The sequence below is a fragment of the Pontibacter sp. MBLB2868 genome, from assembly GCF_051904785.1.
Classification (GTDB): Bacteria; Bacteroidota; Bacteroidia; order Cytophagales; family Hymenobacteraceae; genus Pontibacter.
In genome coordinates this window covers 1,545,137-1,564,568 of record NZ_CP196710.1, presented here as the reverse complement: position 1 = coordinate 1,564,568, position 19,432 = coordinate 1,545,137, and the positions used below count along the sequence as shown (strand labels likewise).

Here is a 19,432-nt window from a genome sequence, read left to right as displayed (position 1 = left end):
ATTTCAGCATACTATACTTACATCCCGGTGATTACTTTTAATTATTGTCCTTTACCATTTGCATTAATTCTTTCAGAAGATCCATATTCTTTAATCCTGGCTCTATCTCAAAACCACTGTTAACATCAATGGCAAATGGTTTAGGACGAACCTTACTCAACTGCTTCAGGTTTTCCAGGTTTAGCCCGCCACTCAGGAAATAGGGCTTCGGAGACAGGTAATTTTTCAGAAGCTCCCAGTCAAAAGGAAAACCGTTGCCTCCGTAATCTTTGCCCCGGGTGTCAAAAAGGAAATAATCAGCGCAGGTTTCATAAAGCAAGGCGTTCTCAAATACAAACTTGTCATCTACAGAGAAAACTTTGATCACTTCAACCCCGAGCTCACCAACCTCTGTGCATTGCCTGGGTGTTTCACGACCATGAAGCTGAATGGCATTGAGGTCATACATCTCAATCGCTTCTTTCATCACTTCAGTGGAAGCATTCACAAATACACCAACTTTCTTAATGGATTCGGGTAATTCCGCCAGTAGTTCAGGAGTAATGTGGCCCTCGGCATAACGTTTAGATTCATCGTAAAATATGAAACCCATGTAATCAGGCAAAAGCATGGCCACTTGCCTGATATTTTCCGGGTCGCGCATGCCGCATATTTTTATTTTCATGCTAGAACTTCTTTTTTGTCCTGGAGCATTTTCAGCTCTTTAATGAATTTTGAGGCCACCTGCTCCGGTCTGCTATTAGTCATAAATGTTTCGCCGATAAGGAAGCCATTATAGCCAGCCTGTTGCAGGTCTACCAATGTCTGTGGCTGGCTCAACCCGCTTTCTGAAATCTTGGTTACACCTGCAGGTATGTGCTTTGCCAGTTCAAACGACAAACCTATATCTGTTTTAAAGGTTTTGAGGTTCCTGTTATTTACCCCTACCACGTTTACATCCGGACAATAAGTTTCCTGTAGTTCATCCAGGCTGTGTACTTCCAGGATAACTTCCAGGCCCAATGAGCGGGCAAAAGCCGCCAGCTCCTTTACACGTGCTGCTGGCAGTGCAGCAGCGATCAAAAGGATGGCATCCGCACCAATTGATTTCGCTTCCAGCAGCTGGTATTCATCCACTGTAAAGTCTTTACGAAGTATAGGGCAGTAATTATACTTCCTGGCCGTGATGAGGTCTTCGTTTTTACCACCAAAGTATTTTGAATCAGTTAAAACAGAAAGTGCCGAAGCCCCAGCCTGCATATATCCTATAGAGGTTCGTTCAACGGACACGTAGGGGTTTATATCCCCCTTTGACGGAGATTTACGTTTGATCTCGGCAATGATCCCGCTTTTGTCAGGTCGAAGCAGATAACGCTCCATCGACAAGCAAGGCGTTTCGAAGTACAGGCTTTTTTCAAGTAATTTTACAGGGAAAAGGGCTTTACGCTCAGCCACTTCTTTATATTTTTCGGCTATAATTTCGTCTAGTATATTCATTGTTTTACTTAAAGTATAGATTCTGAGTGGGCTAGTTAAGTGCTTATGCCTCAACTGCCTTTTTATCGTTTATTAATTTGTTAAATAAAGCGTAAGCCTTGCCTGATTCAAGCGTTTCTTTAGCAAGAGCTACAGCTTCCTGCAGTTCTAGTTCAGGGCGGGCACATTGTAATGCCATTCCGGAGTTGGCAGATACCACAGCAGTCTGTGCCGTAGTACCATTTCCTTTTAGTACCTCCAGGAATATTTCAGCTGCCTCGGCAACACTTGCCCCACCTTTTATCTGCTCATGCTGCAGCCGTGGCAAGCCCAGCGCTTCCGCATCTAGTAACGACTCTCTCTGGTCAGTAATAACTTTGAAAGGACTGGTCAGGGAAACTTCATCATAACCATCTAAGGTATGGATGATGCTGTAGCGTACATCTGGCTGCTGCTGGTACAGGTATCCGTACATGCGTGCCAGCTCAAGGCTAAAAACACCCACCATTTGCCTCTTCGGGAAAGCTGGGTTCACCATCGGGCCAAGCATATTGAAAAAGGTTTTAACACCCAGTTCCTTGCGAATTGGTCCAACGCTTTTCATAGCCGGATGAAACAAGGGCGCATGCAGGAAACAAATATTATACTTGTCTATGCTGCGTTCCAGAGCATCGGTGTCAGTTGTAAATGAAATTCCGAGCGCCTCTAACACATTGGAAGAACCACAACTGGATGATACCCCGTAATTACCATGCTTGGCCACATGTACGCCATTGGCAGCCACCACAAACGAAGACAGTGTTGAAATATTAAACGTGTCCTTACCATCGCCGCCAGTTCCACACAGGTCTATAGGGTTATAAGCATCCAGGTCAACACGGTGGCAAAGATCCAGAAGTGCATTCCGAAAGCCCTCCAGTTCATCAACAGTAATACTGCGCATCATGTAAACGGTCAGAAAACTGGCGATCTGGTTCTGGTTATACCTGCCTGAGGCGATGTTAACCAACACCTCACGGGCTTGTTGCTTTGTAAGGGATTTATGTTCGAATAAATGGTTTAGTATCTCTTTCATTATAATCAGATATAGGACTCAGAACTAACAATTTCCTTTTAGTAGCCTTGCTTTAGTGCTGTGTTCATGTGCCTGGCTAGTTTTCAAGCCAGTTTTTAATAATTTCTTTTCCATTTTCTGTCAGCACTGATTCCGGGTGAAACTGCACGCCACGTACATCATGTTCTTTATGGCGGAGTGCCATGATGTTACCAGCTACATCCACAGCAGTAGGCACCAGGCATTCCGGTAGTTCTTTTTCTACTAACCAGGAATGATAACGTCCTGTACCGAACTGCTTAGGCAAATCCTGGAAAAGAACTTCGTCGTCACTTATCACCCGAACAGGAGTTGCGATACCGTGCCATACTTCATTGCTGTTAAATAATTTACCCCCATACACCTCACCTATTGCCTGATGCCCGAGGCAGACCCCGAACAAACTCTTGCTGGAGCCAAAAGTTTTTATGATCTCTTTTAATAAACCAGCTTCATCCGGAATTCCGGGACCCGGGGAAAGCATGATCTTATCAAAAGCAGCTACTTCTTCCAGTGTTATTTTATCATTCCGCCTTACGGTCACCGCTGCTCCCAACTCCTTGAGCAGGTGTACCAGGTTGTAAGTAAATGAGTCGTAGTTATCGATTACCAGAACCTCCATGTTAATTGATCTCCTGTGCTAGTTGTAATGCTTTTCTTAAGGCCATTAATTTATTATCCACTTCCTGCAGTTCACTTTGCGGATCAGATGCAGCTACGATACCGGCTCCTGCCTGGTAAAAAAGCTTATAATCTTTGCTAAGAAATGAGCGGATCATTATAGCACTGTTAAAGTTGCCATTGAAGTCTAAGAAACCGATGCAACCTCCGTAAAATGCCCGGTTCGTAGTTTCATACTTGTCTATCAGTTGCATGGCCTTGTGCTTGGGTGCTCCGGATAGCGTACCGGCCGGAAAAGTACTGGCAACCATTTGCAGTGAATCTTCCTGCTTGTGCAGCTGGCCGGAAACTTTTGAAACCAGGTGAATTACATGGGAATAGAACTGAATTTCACGGAAAGTTTCCACTTCCACACTATGGCCGTTTCGGCTGAGGTCGTTGCGGGCAAGGTCTACAAGCATCACATGCTCTGCATTTTCTTTGGGGTCCGCTAACAGCTTTTCTGCTAAAGCAGCATCAGCGGCATCGTCACCGGTTCTTCTGAAAGTGCCGGCAATCGGGAAAATGCTGGCTTTCTTATCTTTTATCACTAATTGCGCCTCAGGCGAGGAACCGAATATTTTAAAGCTGCCATAGTCAAAGTAAAACAGGTAGGGAGATGGGTTAACGGACCGCAGCGCACGATACACGTTAAAATCATCTCCCTGATATGCCTGTTCAAACCTTCTGGAAAGAACCAGTTGGAAAACATCGCCTCTGTAACAGTGTTGCTTTGCCTTCCCGATATTCTCTAAAAATGTCTCACTACTGATGTTAAACACCTCATTTCCCTTGGTGCTGAACGTATAGCTCGGAATATTACGGCTGTTTAGCAGTACCTCTATCTGTTGTATACCAGTAGCATCATCCTGGTTATAGCTGTGCGCAAAAATATATGCCTCGTTCGTAAAGTGGTTTATTGCAATCACATACCTGTAAACAGCATAGTATAGATCTGGTATCTGCTGGCGGTCTGGCCGAAGTGAGATTTCAATATCCTCGTAATACCGCACGGCATCGTAATTCATGTATCCGAATAAGCCGTTGTTAATGAAGTTGAAACTGTTCTTTTCGGTATTAAAACTTTGCGAAAATGCTGCTAATTGTGCCGGTACGTTTACATCGGGGGTAATGGAAGTTTGCCTCTGGCTGCCATCCGGAAATGTCTCCGTAAGTAATTCATCCTCGGCTTTAATGCTTGCCATTGGGCTGCAACAGATATACGAGAAGCTATTTTCTGAGCCATGGTAGTCAGAACTTTCCAGTAAAATACTGTTCGGAAACTTGTCACGCAGCTTCAGGTACACGCTTACCGGTGTCAGGGTATCAGCCAAAAGGCGTTTATAGGTAGTGCTTATGTTATACTTGTTCATGATTCTGGTGATGGTTATGAAAGCAAAAAGCCCGCTGCTCTTATGAACAGCGGGCTTTTAAACCTTTGAAAATGCTATATACTTACTTCACATGAGCTATAGCTGTGCTGTTCACGATACTAACTGTAACGTGCCACCACCATGCCATATGAAGATTCTTAATCATTATTTCGTTTGTATCCGAAGCAATAGTTTACCCCGTCTCCGTTGCAAATGTAGTAGCAAATGTATTAAATCCAAAGTTTTTATTATTTTATTTACCTGGTATACCTTCCGGCCTAAAACCTTATTTACCAGCTGCCAGGTTATTATGCTCTACTTGGCCACCTGTGTTTTGGATAAGCGATGTATAAAAATAGATACACTTATCATATACTTCTAATGAGAGCTTTTCATTGACATTATGTATCAGCTGGGCGCTTTGGCGGTTTACCACCTGCGGAGCAAAACGGAAAATGTTATTCGTAAGGTTAGTATAGTGTTTTGAATCTGTGGCCCCAGGAAAAAGAGCAGGCACCACCATCACACCGTTAAAAGTATCTTTTATTGAGTTTTTTAGAGCATCGTATACCCAGGTTGTAGTAGAGGTTACCGGAGAGGGAGGTGTATATACGCCATGGATCTCAATTTTTACCCGGTCATCATTTATAGCTTCTTTTACGTGTTGCAATACGGTCTTATCTGTTTCGCCGTTCAATATCCTGATGTTAACAACAGCCGTAGCAACGCGGGGCAGTACATTGTATTTATCCCCCGCTTCGAAAATAGTTGGTGTCATTTTCGTTCTGATCAAGGCATCCGTTGCCCTGTCCTCTGCCAGCATTTTGAGTATCTTGCCTTTAAACAGACCATAATGGCGCATGGCGAACTTATACTTCCCTCCCATTTTTACAGCTAGCGTGCTTACTGTTTCGTGGGTAGTTTCAGTCATACGCGCCTCAAAGGGATTATTATGAAGATTTGTTAATGCGTGACTCAATATATCTATCGGCGTATCTTTTGGTGGTACTGAGGAGTGGCCTCCGGTACCTTCCACTGTCAAGCGTAGGTTTAGGTTTCCTTTTGAGGCTGTACCTACCAGTGCTAATGGTTCTGAGATACCGGGGAGCACATTTTCAGCCACAGCCAGTCCTTCATCAAAAACTGCTTCCAGTTCTATGTTCTGCTCCGCCAGGTAAGCACTAATTTTTCCTGCACCTTCATCACCGCCCACTTCCTCGTCATGACCAAAGGCAAGGTAAATTGTCCGCTCCGGTTGATATCCTTCTTCTAAAAGTCTCTCAACAGCCTCCATAATGGCCATAACACGGTATTTATCATCCATTGTGCCTCGTCCCCAGATATAGCCATCCTTTATAGTGCCATCAAAAGGGTTTTCCTGCCATTCCTGTTCAGATGCTTTTTCCACGGGAACAACATCCATGTGTGCACTAAACAGCACAGGTTTTAAGTTTGGGTTACTGCCTTGCCAGGTGTAAAGCAGGCTGTAGCCATTGATCACTTCTCGTTTAAGTATCTGGTGAGTTTTAGGAAAACTGTGCTGCAGATGCAGGTGCAGCATTTTAAAACTATTGTAATGGAAGTCAACCGGTTCAACGGCAGAAACGGTTTTAAGCTTTATAGCATCCGCTAATTTATCTGCTGCTTTTGCTCTATCGGAAAGAATTATTTCGCTGTCGGATGATACTTTGTGGATGGCAGTCTGTGCCAGTGCTGTTGTACCTGTTAAAAGTATTAAGTTGATGCTTATTATTAATATTTTAAATGAATCTATCATACGCCTCGTCCCTTGAATTGGAAAATATCAGTGGGTTTGTTCCTGGTCCGGGAAAGATTTAAAAAGTATAGTGTTAAATAAATTTTAAATAATTGGACTCCTGATACTTGTTGTTACGGTTTTGAGTAAGCTGCGTTTGGGGTTTATTTTTACAAAGAGTACCAAAGGATTATTTATGCCTTTAACGTACTTCCATTGTTACAGCAATCTGAAAAGGGTAACCTATTTGGTCTTCCAACCGAATTGTAGTAAATTGCTTATCCTTCTTTTTAAAAAGTATTAATGAGTAAACCCAGAACTGAGCTTCTTTACCGTAATAACCACCTTGCGATTGAATTTAATGCTATTGGCAATTGGCTTTATGTTAATTGGCGAGGTTATCAAAACCGCGAAACTGTTATTGATGGTTGTGAGAAGATGCTTTTGCTGATGAAGGAACACGCCTGTTACAGAATTTTGAACGACAACACAAAAGTTGAAGGGCAATGGTCTGCTGCAGCTAAATGGGGTGCTGATGTCTGGTTTCCTGCCATGCGGGAGGCAGGCCTTGAGTGGTTTGCCTGGATTTATTCCCCCAGCATGTTCAGCCGCTTATCTACTGATAAAATGGTAAGCTTAACTGAAAACCCAGATTTTATAAAGGTTTTTGATGATATTGACCTTGCCAGGGACTGGCTTAGGTCTAAAATTTAAGCAAATAGAATTTTTATAAAAAGGGGAATGACACATGCGTTTCATTCCCCTTTTTATAAAATAAACAATATTATAAAATCCCTTTCGTGCTCGGAATGTTATTATCCTGCGGATCACGTTCGATAGCCATCCTGATAGCACGCGCAAAGCCTTTGAAAATAGCTTCTATCTTATGGTGCTCATTATCCCCTTCCACTTTGATATTGAGGTTCGCTTTGGCAGTATCCGAGAATGACTTAAAGAAGTGAAAGAACATTTCTGTAGGCATATCCCCTACTTTTTCACGTTTAAAATCTGCGTTCCAAACTGCCCAAGGTCGTCCACTAAAATCAATGGCAACCTGTGCCAGCACTTCATCCATTGGTAACAGGAAGAAACCGTAGCGGCTAATGCCACGCTTATCACCCAGCGCTTGCAGAAAGGCTTCACCGAGTGCCAGGCCAGTATCCTCAATAGTGTGGTGCTCATCAATGTGCAGGTCGCCTTTCACCTGTATGCTCAGGTCAAGTTTGCCGTGCTTGGCCACTTGTTCCAGCATATGGTCAAAAAAGCCCAGGCCAGTGTTTATATTCATCTTGCCGGTACCGTCCAGGTCCACTTCTACCTGAATATCTGTTTCAGAAGTAGCGCGACGCACACTGGCACGACGACTGGTTTTCTGCTGTTTCAGGAAAGTATAGATCTCATCCCAATCTTCTGTAGTTAACGCTGCACCCGCGGCTTTACTTTCCCCGATAAATATGGCTTTTGCCCCCAGGTTCTCTGCCAGTTTTACATCTGTCAGGCGGTCCCCGATCACAAAGCTGTTGGCCAGGTCATACTCGCCACTAAGGTATCGCTTCATCATGCCAATTCCGGGCTTCCGCGACTCCAGGCCTTCATGCTCAAAACTACGGTCAATCAGGATATCATCAAACTTGATGCCTTCTGTTTCTAATATTTCCAGCATCTTGTTCTGGTATGGCCAGAAAGTATCTTCAGGATAGGAATCAGTACCCAGACCATCCTGGTTCGTAACCATTACAAATTCATAGTCCAACTCCTGGAATATCTTAGCTAGGTTTCTGATAGATTTAGGCACAAAAGAGAACTTCTCAAAAGAGTCTACCTGGTAATCCGTTTTAGGCTCAACCAGAATCGTGCCGTCGCGATCTATAAATAATGCTTTTTTCATCTTGTAATTACCTATCGGTTAGCACGTTTCAAGAGTCACACTTTTCAGTACCATTATTATTATCAGTACCAGCAAGATAAGACATACGTGCTATAATTATTAAAATTCGGCTAATGCTTTTAGCAGTTCCTGGTTCTCCTCCAGTGTACCTACTGATATCCTGATACACTCCTCACAACCCGGCAAGCCAGACCTGTTTCTGACTACTATACCTTTGCTAAGCAGGTGTTTATAGACAGCCGCCGCATCTGTTACTTTAACAAGAATGAAGTTAGCATCAGAAGGGTAAACCAGTTCCACAGCATTCAAGCCAGGTAGAGACATCATGAGCAATTCACGCTCCTGCGTAATTTCTTCCACCATGTCTTTCAGCACTTCTGTTTTATCTAATGCTTGCAGTGCGAGTTCCTGAGTAGCTTCGTTTATGTTGTAAGGCGGCTTTATTTTATCCAAAAGTGCAATGATTTCTTTTGAAGCAAAAGCCATCCCTAAACGCAAACCTGCCATGCCCCAGGCTTTAGAGAAAGTCTGCAATACAACCAGGTTCGGAAATTCATCCAGACGTGTGGTCCAGCTAGGAGTATCTGCAAAATCAATATATGCCTCATCAAGTACTACAAGCCCGTTAAACTCCTTCAGCAGGGTTTCAATTGCTTCAGCTTCGATGCTGTTACCTGTAGGGTTATTTGGGGAGCATACAAAGATCAACTTTGTTTCAGGTCTTACTGTCTGTAGCACTTCACGCACCGGTATCTGAAAATCAGCCGTTAGTTTTACCGTGTCAATACGTACCTCATTCAGGTTTGCTGAAACCTCATACATACCGTATGTAGGTGGCAGACTCAGCAGGGCGTCCTTACCGGGTTGGCAAAAGGCTCTCAATAAAAGGTCAATTGCTTCGTCGCTGCCATTGCCCAGAAACACCTGCTCAGGTTTTACACCTTTTATCTCTGAAATTAATTTCTTCAGTTTTTTTTGATGCGGATCCGGATACCTGTTATAGTTTTCACCAGCCAGACTGCCCAGACTGTTCTCGTTGGCATCCAGAAAAATATTAGCAATTCCCTGGAAATCATCGCGGGCAGATGAATAAGGCTTCATTTTTAGTACGTTGGGACGTACAATGCTTTCGAGGTTAAACATTTTGAATCTCTTTAAGTCTGATAGAAACAGCATTTTTATGTGCTTGCAAGCCTTCTGCCTCAGCCATTACTTCCACAGTACGGCCAATACTTTGTAATCCTAGTGGCGAAATCTGTTGAAATGTGATCTTTTTGATGAAACTATCCAGCGATACTCCGCTATAGGCACGTGCGTATCCATTTGTAGGCAACGTGTGGTTAGTGCCCGAAGCATAATCTCCGGCAGATTCAGGTGTATAGTTTCCAAGGAAAACGGAACCGGCATTAATTACACCTTCAGCTACGTTTTTATAGTCAGCCACAGCAAGTATGAGGTGTTCGGGTGCATAAAGGTTTGAGAACGCCAGCATCTCTTTTGTAGAGTTCATCACAATGCCCATACTATTTTCAAGCGCTTTGGAGGCAAACACTTCCCGTGGTAAGGCAAGGAGTTGTTGCTGCAATTCCTGAATTACCTGCTCCAATAGTGCTTCCGAGGTAGTTAGTAACACAACCTGAGAATCAGCACCATGTTCTGCCTGAGAGAGCAGATCTGCAGCAATAAAAGCCGGATTTGCGGCTTCATCAGCCATCACTAAAACCTCAGAAGGCCCGGCAGGCATGTCTATGGCTACTCCAAACCTGCTTACTAGCTGCTTGGCTACTGTTACATATTGATTTCCGGGTCCGAAAATTTTGCTTACTGCCGGAACACTTTCTGTTCCGAATGCCATTGCAGCTACGGCCTGTGCCCCTCCTGCTTTTACTATTTTGTCTATACCTAACAGCGACGCTGTATAAAGTATAGCAGGATGTACATTCCCTTCTTTATCAGGGGGCGTGCATAAAACAATTTCACGGCAACCCGCCAGTTTTGCTGGTACGCCCAGCATTAATAGAGTAGAAAACAAAGGTGCTGTGCCACCAGGAATGTAAAGTCCTACTTTCTCGATGGCGACACTCTTACGCCAGCAAACTACCCCCGGCATGGTTTCTACAGGCTGCATCTGCTCGGCCTGTTGCGCATGAAACAACTGGATATTGCTGTAGGCTTGCAGAATAGCTTCTTTCAGCTCTCCGGATACAGCAGTATCAGCTGCAGACAGTTCCTGTTGGCTTACAAGTAACTGTTTCGGACGAACGCCATCATATTTTTCTGCTAATTGAAAAAGTGCCTCATCCCCCTGCTCCTTCACAAGCCGGAAGGTTTCTTTTATCCCGTGCTCCAGGTCATCCATGTTTTTTACCGGACGTTTTACCAGTTCAGCCCAGGCAGAAGCAGCCGGGTTTAGTATTTTCCGTATCATATAATCATCTTTTCTATCGGGACAACCAATATACCCTGTGCGCCGGCATCCTTTAGTTTCTCAATGATCTCCCAGAAATCATCCTCATTTACAACAGAGTGCAAAGAGCTCCATCCTTCTTCTGCGAGCGGAAGTATGGTAGGCGACTTTACACCAGGTAGCAGCGCGCTGATTTCTTCAATTTTATCATTGGGGGCATTAAGCAAAATATACTTGGCGCGTTGGGCACGCTGCACCGCATGAATCCTGAACAAAAGCTTTTCCAGGATCTGGCGCTTTTCTGCATTTAATTCTTTGTTGGCTATCAGTACAGCCTGCGACTTAAATACCCGCTCCACCTCTTTCAGTCCGTTGCTGATCAGGGTGCTGCCAGAACTAACTATGTCACAAATAGCATCTGCCAGCCCTATGCTTGGCGCGATCTCAACTGAACCGCTGATAGTGTGAATATGAGCTTCTACCCCATTTTCAGTTAAATAGGCCTGCAGCAAGTTTGGATATGAAGTGGCAATATTTTTCCCGTTCAGGTCAGAAACACCCGTATAAGTATCTGCTTTTGGAACAGCCAGCGATAAGCGACACTTCGAGAAGCCCAGTTGCTCCATAGCCAGGTGCTGCATTCCTTCCTCTACTAAAACGTTTTCTCCCACAATTCCGATATCAGCTACCCCATCGGCTACATAGCCAGGTATATCATCGTCGCGGAGGTACAGGATTTCCAGTGGGAAATTTGTTGATTCAGTTTTTAACTTAAGGCTACTGTTAACAAAGGAAATACCACATTCCTTGATAAGTTTCAGAGAGTCTTCACTTAGTCTGCCCGACTTTTGAATGGCAATACGAAGCATATTTTTGAGTTTGAGTTAAATGAAAAGTATATACGCTCTGCAGTTTTGCAAAGTATAGATAGGGAAAACCCTATGGGGGCTATATGGTGTTTATCTTCCTCTTACGAGGAATGATGGATGTGATGGAAATGCACAGTTGAGCCACAAGCAGCAGGCGCTGCAGAGGTTGTGAAGAGAATATAGTTGTTTATTTTGCTCATACTGTGCTGCAAATGTAGCAGATTTTTGAATTAAACCGAATTTCCTGAAAAAAGTTTTTGGACTTTCACTGATTTGCCTGAATTAAAATGCAAAGCGCCGGCCCCTATACAGGAACCGGCGCTTTGCATTTTAATTCAGGCAGTATACCTGCACTTTACTTTTTCAGTATCATTTTCAGACTCTGAGACTTGGATCCTGTTACCAATCTGGCAATGTAAATACCTTCTGCCAGGTTTCTGCCATCCACATCAAACTCATACAGGTTGTTAGCTTCAGCCACTCCCATACTTACTCTCTTCACCAGTGCCCCTTTTACATCATACACTTCCAGCAGGTAACTCTGCTCTTTGTCTACTGAGAAAGCAATTGTAGTTCTGTCAGAGAACGCGTTCGGGAAATTGTAGAAGCTGCCATTCTCTTCCAGGTCTGTTTTTGCTTCGGTGATCAGCTTGCTGGTTGTTGAGCCGCCTCCCACTGATTTGTTCTCATGAATTACGATAGAGCCACCGCCAATAAAATCTGAGGCTTCATCATAGTCACATCCATTAAGATTATCACATGTTGTTACCAAGTTATCATATACTAATGTATTGCCACTATCCCAGATTCTGATACGAAACTTATCATTGTTATACTTACCCTTCACATCACCATCAATAGCAATCACTGTAAATTTAAATCCAGACATTCCATTTAAAGTACCTTCACCTCTGTAAGTTGCTTTGTCTGATGTAACAACAAGACTCATTTCATTGTGGAGAGTACTTTTAAAATTAATGTTACCTGTATTAAACTGAAACTCAGTATTTCCATCTACCTGGTTTGATCCCTTCTTGTATTTAGCTACAAATCCAAAATTTGCTTTTCCAGTAGCAGTCTTACTGGTAATGCCATACTTGCCTTCAACTCTTATTGCTCCATCAGGTGAATTTATCCAGCCGCCACCTGTAACAAAGTTACCAGTAGGATCAAATACTGATATGTAAGCTATAGAGCTAGAACAACCTGTTCCTGCTTCTGCAATAACTTTATATACACCTACAGCTAAAGCCGAAGCTGGAACAATAGCTGAAGCAATGCCATTTATGGTTTTAACTTTCTGTATATTTATAACAGAACCCTGATCATTATGGACCCTGAAGGTAACGTAAACATCTGATGCAGTAGGGGAAATTGTAGCTGATAAATTAGCGGCATTACCAACTTGCAACGGCTTACTACTTGCGGATGCATCAATTACAACTCCGTTTACAGTTAATACACCATTCACTAAAGTTACTGCATAATTAATAAGCTTCTCGTCAATACTTGAAGGAACAACAGTTGTCCCATTTATTGTATAACTGGTGGTTATTGTTTCTCCTATTACTGCACCATTAACAACACAGTTATATCCTGTTGTAGGGTCATCCTGCCCACAGAATTTACTCATACTTGGAGCAGTTATAGTGAGCGGTTTGGGAGTGATATTGGCCTTAGCCACGCCTGTCGCAGTTGCAAGACTATAGTTGTCCTTATCCCTGCCCTCGGCTATTACGATGCCTGAGTAGTTGACGTCCTTGTCTGTGCCCACGTTCTTGTCGGAGAACAAAGCAGTGAAGTCCAGTTTCAGATCGTCGCCGGCAACCCTGTCGTCATCACAGCCTGTACCGCCCAGAACATTAGTAGAGCCGTCGTATACCTTGCTGTTTGCCCGGAAGTTGCTAAGCAACAATGGTCTTTTTGTGATGTCAGCACTTGCTGTTGCTACTTCATTTGGTGTATAGTTGCCAGCGTCTAATCCTGTCAGGTTAATGCCTGAAATTGTCACCTGCTTACCAGTGCCTGCATGCTTATCAGAGAAAAGGGCCTCTGTGTAGTTTACTGTCAGTTCATCGCCGGCAATTCGGTTGTCTCTAACGCTAACTACTGCTACTTGCGTGCCATCATAAACTTTATTTGAAGCTGTGGCGCTCACCGCTAACCCCTTAGGTGTAATGTCGGAAGTTGTATTGGCTGTGTTTGAGCTGAGGCTGTAGTTGTTGTTGCTGATGGTAACACCTGCGCTGACCTGCTTGCTTACGCCTACGTTCTTATCTGTGAACTTGGCGTTAGTAACGGTCACGGCCACCACATCACCTGTGATCACTTCCGTTGACGGAACGCTGCCTGAAGCAGTGGCACTAAGCAAGCCATCATATTCCTTGTTAGAAGCTGTGATTGATGCTGTAATACTCTTTGGTGTGATTGCAAACTTATTAGATGACTCAGCCAGGGATACAGTATAATTGTCACCAGCAGTAAGTGTACCCAAACCATAGGCATATAAACCAACGTTTTTGCCGTCTTCACGTGTTAGAGCACCTGTAAAATTGTTGCCAGTCAATAACGCCTCACTTGGTGTGAAAGTAATTATTGGTTCTTCAGAACCGTAGATTTTACTTTGCCCTGTGTTCGGTGTTACTGAAATTAAACGTTTGTTAATTTTATTAGTGATTGCTGTTGCAGCTACATCGTTGTAGTTTCCTGTCACATCGGTGAAGCTCCATTGGTCTTCGCCATATGTGCCGGCGATAATATGCTTGGTGCCGCTCAGGTCAAGACCAGAGAGTTCCTCTTCTTTTACGCCCTTGGCACTGCCCAAGGCACTGTGCTCCTTGCCATCGTAGGTAACCTCGTAGGCGCTCACATTGATGATCGCATTTGCCTTGCCAATGGTAATTGCGACGCTACCGCTTTCGTCCTTATAATTGCCTGTCGCATCCGTAAATACCCAATTGGCTGTTCCGCCTGGGACGTTGGTGAAGCTCGCTCCCAGGTTAAGTCCTTCCAGCTTTTCTCCATTAACACCGGTAACTAATCCAGAAGCACCGTGGCTTTCATCGTCATAGATGCCTGTGTAACCGGTCACTGCGATGGCGGCTTCTGCCTTACCGATCTTGTTCGCAACTGTGCCGCTGGAAGCGTTGTAGTTACCGTTGCCGGCAAAGATCCAGGCGTCTGCTGCGTAAGTGCCTGCATTGGTGTGCATGGTGCCGCTAACATCCATCAGCGATGACAGGTCAGCTGGAGAATTCTCAACCCCAAGCGCTGTGAAAGTAGCACTATGCTCCTTGCCATTGTAGACCACATCATAGGCGCTCACATTGATGATCGCGTCCGCCTTGCCAATGGCAAAGGTCTTACTGTCAGAGGAGGCCTCATGGTTTGCAGACTCAGCGTAGTTTGCTGTAGCCTTATATGTACCAGCATTTGTAGGTGCTGTTACGGAAGGTTGATATGCAGTAGGTGCTACTCCTTCGTAGTAAATAGTAACTGCTTCATTTAGCCCACCGTCTCCTATTACTTGTGCATCGCCTCCATGTGAATTTCCTGAGTAGGTAGCATCACTTACTGTTAAGGTCGTAGTTGTTTTAGCCTTATCGATTATCAGCTGCTTGCTGTTATCTGAGCTAGGATCATAATTGATGTTACCAGCAAAGGAAGCGTAAACATCATATATTCCCGCATTAGTTGGGGCTTCTACTTTTGTAACACCCTGCTTATATTCTACAGTTGCTGTTCCTATACTTGTGCCACCTATACCAACTACTGTGGCGCTAATGATCGCCTTAGGTGTATTATCAAAAGTATAAGGCCCACCTACTGCAACATTTACAGAAGAGGCAGCTTTATTGATTTTACCTGTTGTTAACAGATTTGCCATACTATAGTTAGAGGCAAGACCTCCATTTGCACCATCTTTGAGAGTATATGAAATAGTTGTAGCCTTTTGATCACCAGCATCTGCATCTTCATAATCGCTTGCAACTGCAGTAATATTTAAAGTCTCATTACCTACAAGGCCACTAACATTACCTAAAATAACTGCACCTGCAGTAGATTCACCATCATAAATTTTCGAAGCTACAGTAGATGCGGCAGTTAAAACTGCTCTGGAAACATTGCCGGTGCTTGAGCCAGGTGCGAGGCTGTAGTTACCAGCTTTACCTCCGTTTGTGCCGTCAGATAAAGTATAACTTACAATAGCAGGTTTATTGTCACCTGCATTCGCATTATCAAATTCAGCGGAAGCCGAAACTAAAACTGTCTCAGAACCTACAAAACCTGATAAAGTACCCACCGTTACAGCTCCGGCGTTACGCTGTCCATCATATACCTTAGCAGCAATTGTTGGTGCTGTAATAGATAGTTGTTTAGGTGTAATATTAGCAGTTAAGCCACTTGGGTGTGTAAGTGTGTAGTTATCTTTTGCAGCGCCACTGAGGGTAGCGTCAGATGTTACTAAGATACTATTACCTGCATCGGTACTTTCAAATTTACCTGTACCGTTGAATGTGACTGCATCACTACCTACCACACCGCTTAAAGAGCCTGTGATAATAGCAGCATCGTTGCCATCATAAATTTTGCTCTGCGCCAGTGGATTGCTTATAATCAATGCTTTAGGAGTAATTGTAAATGTTGGTGCAGTAGCAGCTAAGCTTAATTTATAGTTTGCACCAGCAGAAAGATTACCCAAAGTATAAGTATAAGAATCCACGTTCTCACCTGGGGTGCGGCCGAGTTCGGTAGCACCAAAGGCAGCAGAAGTAAGTCCGCCATCATTACTGAAACCAAAAGCAGGATCATTTTGACCATAAACTTTAGTTTGCCCTGCAGTTGGAGTAATTACGATTGCCTTAGGAGTGATCTTAAACTTTGCAGAAGCAAAGGTAACATTATAGTTACTGTTGGCTAATGTGCTTAATATGTCATATTCGCCAACATCCTCTCCGCTTACTCTTGATAAATTTCCAGTTAAATTATCTTCGCTCAGTAATCCAGAAACTGTGTAAGTCAATTCAGGATCTTCTGAAGTGCCATAAACCTTACTCTTTGAATCAGCTGTAACAGTTATCTGTTTTTTAGTAATGGTAAATGGAATGGCGTTACTTACTTGTGTTATATAATTATCGTTACCTGCAAATGTTGCTGTAATAGTATAACTACCAGCATTTGTTGGCGCAATTGTACTAACAGGATAATTTGTGGTACCTGTGCCTGCATAGCTTAAAGTAACAGGGGTTAACACTTCTGCAGGTGTTCCTACGCCTAAAGCTGAACCAGTACCAGTTTTAGAAGTAGCATTGTAAACAAGCTCTGAAGCAGCTTGCGCTGTAACATTTGGTATTGCCCTGTCAATAGAGAAAGCAACCGGACTAGAGCTGGCTGTGTTATAATTACCATCAGCACTTGGTGCTACTGTTGCAGTTACTGTGTAATTACCTGCATTTGTAGGTTTAGCGTTATTAGGTCCATAACTTGTACCATCTACACCTGCATAACTGAAAGAGTAATTTTCACCAGTTCCAGTGTTTGAAGCAACATCAGGGCCCTGAGTTTTACCATTAAAAGTATAATTTGCCGATGTTAAAGAGACAGACGGTGTTGCTTTGGTAATAAGGAGCTTCTTGCTATTATCAGTGCTTGGCTCATAATTCGTGTTTCCTACAAATGAAGCGTACACATCATATTCTCCAGCATTGGTTGGAGCTGATACTGTGTTGCTGCCCAGCTTATACACTACAGTAGCAGATCCAACTGTAGATCCACCAACTCCTGTTACAGTTGCACTGCTTATAGATTTAGCAGAGTTATCGAAAGTATATGGATCTCCTACAATAACATTAATTGTTGATTTTTCTCTTTCCACTATGCCTGCAGTTACAAGTGGAGCCATACTATAATTAGATGCGAGTCCTCCGTTTGTTCCATTGGAAAGGGAATATGAAATAGTTGTGCTCTTGGCTGTACCTGCATTTGGATCAGCGTAATTACTTGCAGTTGGAGTAATGGACAAGGTTTCAGTACCTACTAATCCGGTAACTGTACCTAATGTAACTGTGCCTGGTGCAGTGGTACCATCATATTTCCTTGTCGCAACTGTGGATGTGGCTGTAAGTGCCTTTGGAGTAATAGCAAACTTATTGTTACCCCCTAAACTCAGACTGTAATTCGGACCAGCTGATAGTGTACCTATTGTATAAGTATATGGCCCTGCAACAACTGTTTCACCGGCAACTCTTGAAAGCGCACCTGTGAAACTGTTACCAGCTAACAGCGCTTCGCTTGGAGTATAAGTAAATATTGGATCAGTAGTTCCATACACTTTTGACTGCCCCGCAGTTGGCGTAATTATAATATTTTTGGCTGTAATGTTAGCATCAAGACCCGTTGGCTGAGAAACAATATAGTTAGCAGCACCGGCTCCACCCAAAGTATAACCTGTAACGGTTACAGATTTGGCATTCCCTACACCTGCTGTTGCAAACGAACCACTTCCTCCACCAACAGTAACAACATCGGGGTTTACTACTCCAATTAGTGTAGGCGTACCCGTCAAAGTTGCTGTTGTATTGCCATCATATTCTTTATTTGAAGCTGTAACACCGTTTATGGTTAATCCTTTAGGATTAACTGTTAGAGTAGCATTACCATTACTAATTGCATTAGGTGTACAATTACCGGTTACAGTAACTCTATACCTGTAACCATTCATACTTACTGTAGGCTTAGTAATTCTAAGTTCTCCAGGTATTGATGTATCGTATTGATTACCTGTTATATCACCCCAGTTAGCTCCATTATCTGAGCTAACCTGCCATTGGTAAGAAACAGCATTACTAGCTGTTGTACTAAATGTCACATTGCTACCATAAACTGTGGTCGTACTATTAGACTGCGGCTGAGAAGATATTGTTGGAGCAGTACATGTAGAATAGTTTGCGGTAAAATCTATTGTGCCATTTTTTCCAACTACGCAGATTTCATATGGCTTATTTAGATCAGGAGTTGTATAAGTTTCCTTTGTAGACCAAGACAAAAATTGGCCACCTAAATTGTTAAATTCCGAAGCTCTAATAAATAGTCTTTGATTAGCATCAGCTACTCCAACATTGATTGCGGAACCTGATGAACCAATATTACTTATTACAACCCCTGGCCCACTATTACAGGTTGTGGTCGATGAAAAAGTTGCTTCAACTGATATTATTCCAACACTTGTTTTTACCCTAACATTTCCATCGGTAAACTCTGTAACAGCCACTTTACCTGATACTTGCCCTATGGCAGTTAATACAAATGCAACACCAATATGATTTTCTTTAATCAAAAAACCATTATAATAAATTTTGCCATTCGCATCGGCGATGGCATGATTATCATGGGAATTGACGCAAGTTTCTGGTTTGGGAGTTTCTTCGAAGGTGAAATCAACTTGTTCGCCGGGTTCCCAGCCGGTACCAGTGATGATAACATACTCACCAGGCGAATAGTCATCCTTATCAGTAGTGACTGTTTGCGCCTTCACCCCCCATGCAGAAAACAAAAAGAACATGGCAACCAACAGCATGCGCTGGTAAACCATATTCTCATTAAATATTCGATTTCGTAAAAGTTTAATATTCATACATCATAAACTGTTAATAATGGTTAGTTAAAATAGAACAAAACACCTCTGCAGACATAGCTACAGCACACCTATGGCTAATGCTTGAATCACTTTTATAAAATACAAGCACGCATAACTTTAAATTGAATTAGAACACACAAGTACTCAGCTTCAATATAAAACCTAATAAAAAAGTGGATTAGAACAATTATGTATTGAGTTACAAAATAGCTATACAGCATTTTGCAGATTATGTTGTATTATTTCGGTAAATAATTTATTTAAAAGAGTACTTGTTGGCCTAACCAGGGAAAAG

General features: G+C 43.0%; 12 protein-coding genes. 1 reads left to right on the top strand and 11 read right to left on the bottom strand.

Annotated elements, in window-relative coordinates; all coding sequences use genetic code 11:
- Nucleotides 1-37: 37 nt before the first annotated feature.
- From ACSX1A_RS06675 to ACSX1A_RS06650, 6 genes are all read right to left on the bottom strand, one after another.
- On the bottom strand, nucleotides 38-664 hold the full coding sequence (locus ACSX1A_RS06675; protein WP_439882842.1) for a phosphoribosylanthranilate isomerase: 627 nt from the start codon (nucleotides 662-664) through the stop codon (nucleotides 38-40).
- On the bottom strand, nucleotides 661-1,476 hold the full coding sequence (gene trpC, locus ACSX1A_RS06670; RefSeq protein ID WP_439882841.1) for an indole-3-glycerol phosphate synthase TrpC: 816 nt from the start codon (nucleotides 1,474-1,476) through the stop codon (nucleotides 661-663). The genes ACSX1A_RS06675 and trpC overlap by 4 nt, the downstream gene beginning before the upstream one ends.
- A 43-nt stretch (nucleotides 1,477-1,519) precedes the next feature.
- Complete coding sequence (gene trpD / locus ACSX1A_RS06665) at nucleotides 1,520-2,530, bottom strand: anthranilate phosphoribosyltransferase (protein WP_439882840.1); 1,011 nt, start codon at nucleotides 2,528-2,530, stop codon at nucleotides 1,520-1,522.
- Nucleotides 2,531-2,606: 76 nt separating this feature from the next.
- Nucleotides 2,607-3,170 (bottom strand): anthranilate synthase component II, encoded by a 564-nt coding sequence (locus ACSX1A_RS06660; protein ID WP_439882839.1) that lies wholly within the window; start codon nucleotides 3,168-3,170, stop codon nucleotides 2,607-2,609.
- 1 nt (nucleotide 3,171) lies between these two features.
- Nucleotides 3,172-4,581 (bottom strand): anthranilate synthase component I family protein, encoded by a 1,410-nt coding sequence (locus ACSX1A_RS06655; RefSeq protein WP_439882838.1) that lies wholly within the window; start codon nucleotides 4,579-4,581, stop codon nucleotides 3,172-3,174.
- A gap of 286 nt (nucleotides 4,582-4,867) precedes the next feature.
- Nucleotides 4,868-6,358 carry a M20/M25/M40 family metallo-hydrolase gene (locus tag ACSX1A_RS06650; RefSeq protein ID WP_439882837.1) on the bottom strand — a complete coding sequence of 497 codons (1,491 nt, stop codon included), beginning with the start codon at nucleotides 6,356-6,358 and terminating at the stop codon, nucleotides 4,868-4,870.
- Between the two features lie 282 nt (nucleotides 6,359-6,640).
- Here ACSX1A_RS06650 and ACSX1A_RS06645 point away from each other — a divergent pair, with 282 nt between their 5' ends.
- Entirely contained in the window at nucleotides 6,641-7,051 is a 411-nt protein-coding gene (locus ACSX1A_RS06645) for a hypothetical protein (RefSeq protein ID WP_439882836.1), read from the top strand.
- 70 nt (nucleotides 7,052-7,121) lie between these two features.
- Here the strand turns inward: ACSX1A_RS06645 and hisB are convergent, their stop codons facing one another.
- The 5 genes from hisB to ACSX1A_RS06620 form a co-directional block, all read right to left on the bottom strand.
- Entirely contained in the window at nucleotides 7,122-8,225 is a 1,104-nt protein-coding gene (hisB, locus tag ACSX1A_RS06640; protein WP_439882835.1) for a bifunctional histidinol-phosphatase/imidazoleglycerol-phosphate dehydratase HisB, read from the bottom strand.
- A 99-nt stretch (nucleotides 8,226-8,324) separates the two neighbouring features.
- The gene (gene hisC, locus ACSX1A_RS06635; RefSeq protein ID WP_439882834.1) at nucleotides 8,325-9,368 is read right to left on the bottom strand and encodes a histidinol-phosphate transaminase; all 1,044 of its coding nucleotides are present in this window, start codon (nucleotides 9,366-9,368) and stop codon (nucleotides 8,325-8,327) included.
- Complete coding sequence (gene hisD, locus ACSX1A_RS06630; protein ID WP_439883540.1) at nucleotides 9,361-10,650, bottom strand: histidinol dehydrogenase; 1,290 nt, start codon at nucleotides 10,648-10,650, stop codon at nucleotides 9,361-9,363. The genes hisC and hisD overlap by 8 nt, the downstream gene beginning before the upstream one ends.
- The gene (hisG, locus tag ACSX1A_RS06625) at nucleotides 10,650-11,501 is read right to left on the bottom strand and encodes an ATP phosphoribosyltransferase (protein ID WP_439882833.1); all 852 of its coding nucleotides are present in this window, start codon (nucleotides 11,499-11,501) and stop codon (nucleotides 10,650-10,652) included. Before hisG ends, hisD begins: the two co-directional genes overlap by 1 nt.
- Before the next feature lie 355 nt (nucleotides 11,502-11,856).
- Entirely contained in the window at nucleotides 11,857-19,134 is a 7,278-nt protein-coding gene (locus ACSX1A_RS06620; RefSeq protein WP_439882832.1) for a YDG domain-containing protein, read from the bottom strand.
- Between the last annotated feature and the right edge of the window lie 298 nt (nucleotides 19,135-19,432).

Coding starts and splice junctions, on each gene's coding strand:
- ACSX1A_RS06650 (WP_439882837.1), bottom strand. CDS start 6,358: ATGATAGATTCATTTAAAATATTAATAATAAGCATCAACTTAATACTT.
- hisC (WP_439882834.1), bottom strand. CDS start 9,368: ATGTTTAACCTCGAAAGCATTGTACGTCCCAACGTACTAAAAATGAAG.
- ACSX1A_RS06675 (WP_439882842.1), bottom strand. CDS start 664: ATGAAAATAAAAATATGCGGCATGCGCGACCCGGAAAATATCAGGCAA.
- trpD (WP_439882840.1), bottom strand. CDS start 2,530: ATGAAAGAGATACTAAACCATTTATTCGAACATAAATCCCTTACAAAG.
- hisB (WP_439882835.1), bottom strand. CDS start 8,225: ATGAAAAAAGCATTATTTATAGATCGCGACGGCACGATTCTGGTTGAG.
- trpC (WP_439882841.1), bottom strand. CDS start 1,476: ATGAATATACTAGACGAAATTATAGCCGAAAAATATAAAGAAGTGGCT.
- hisG (WP_439882833.1), bottom strand. CDS start 11,501: ATGCTTCGTATTGCCATTCAAAAGTCGGGCAGACTAAGTGAAGACTCT.
- ACSX1A_RS06645 (WP_439882836.1), top strand. CDS start 6,641: ATGAGTAAACCCAGAACTGAGCTTCTTTACCGTAATAACCACCTTGCG.
- ACSX1A_RS06660 (WP_439882839.1), bottom strand. CDS start 3,170: ATGGAGGTTCTGGTAATCGATAACTACGACTCATTTACTTACAACCTG.
- ACSX1A_RS06655 (WP_439882838.1), bottom strand. CDS start 4,581: ATGAACAAGTATAACATAAGCACTACCTATAAACGCCTTTTGGCTGAT.
- ACSX1A_RS06620 (WP_439882832.1), bottom strand. CDS start 19,134: ATGAATATTAAACTTTTACGAAATCGAATATTTAATGAGAATATGGTT.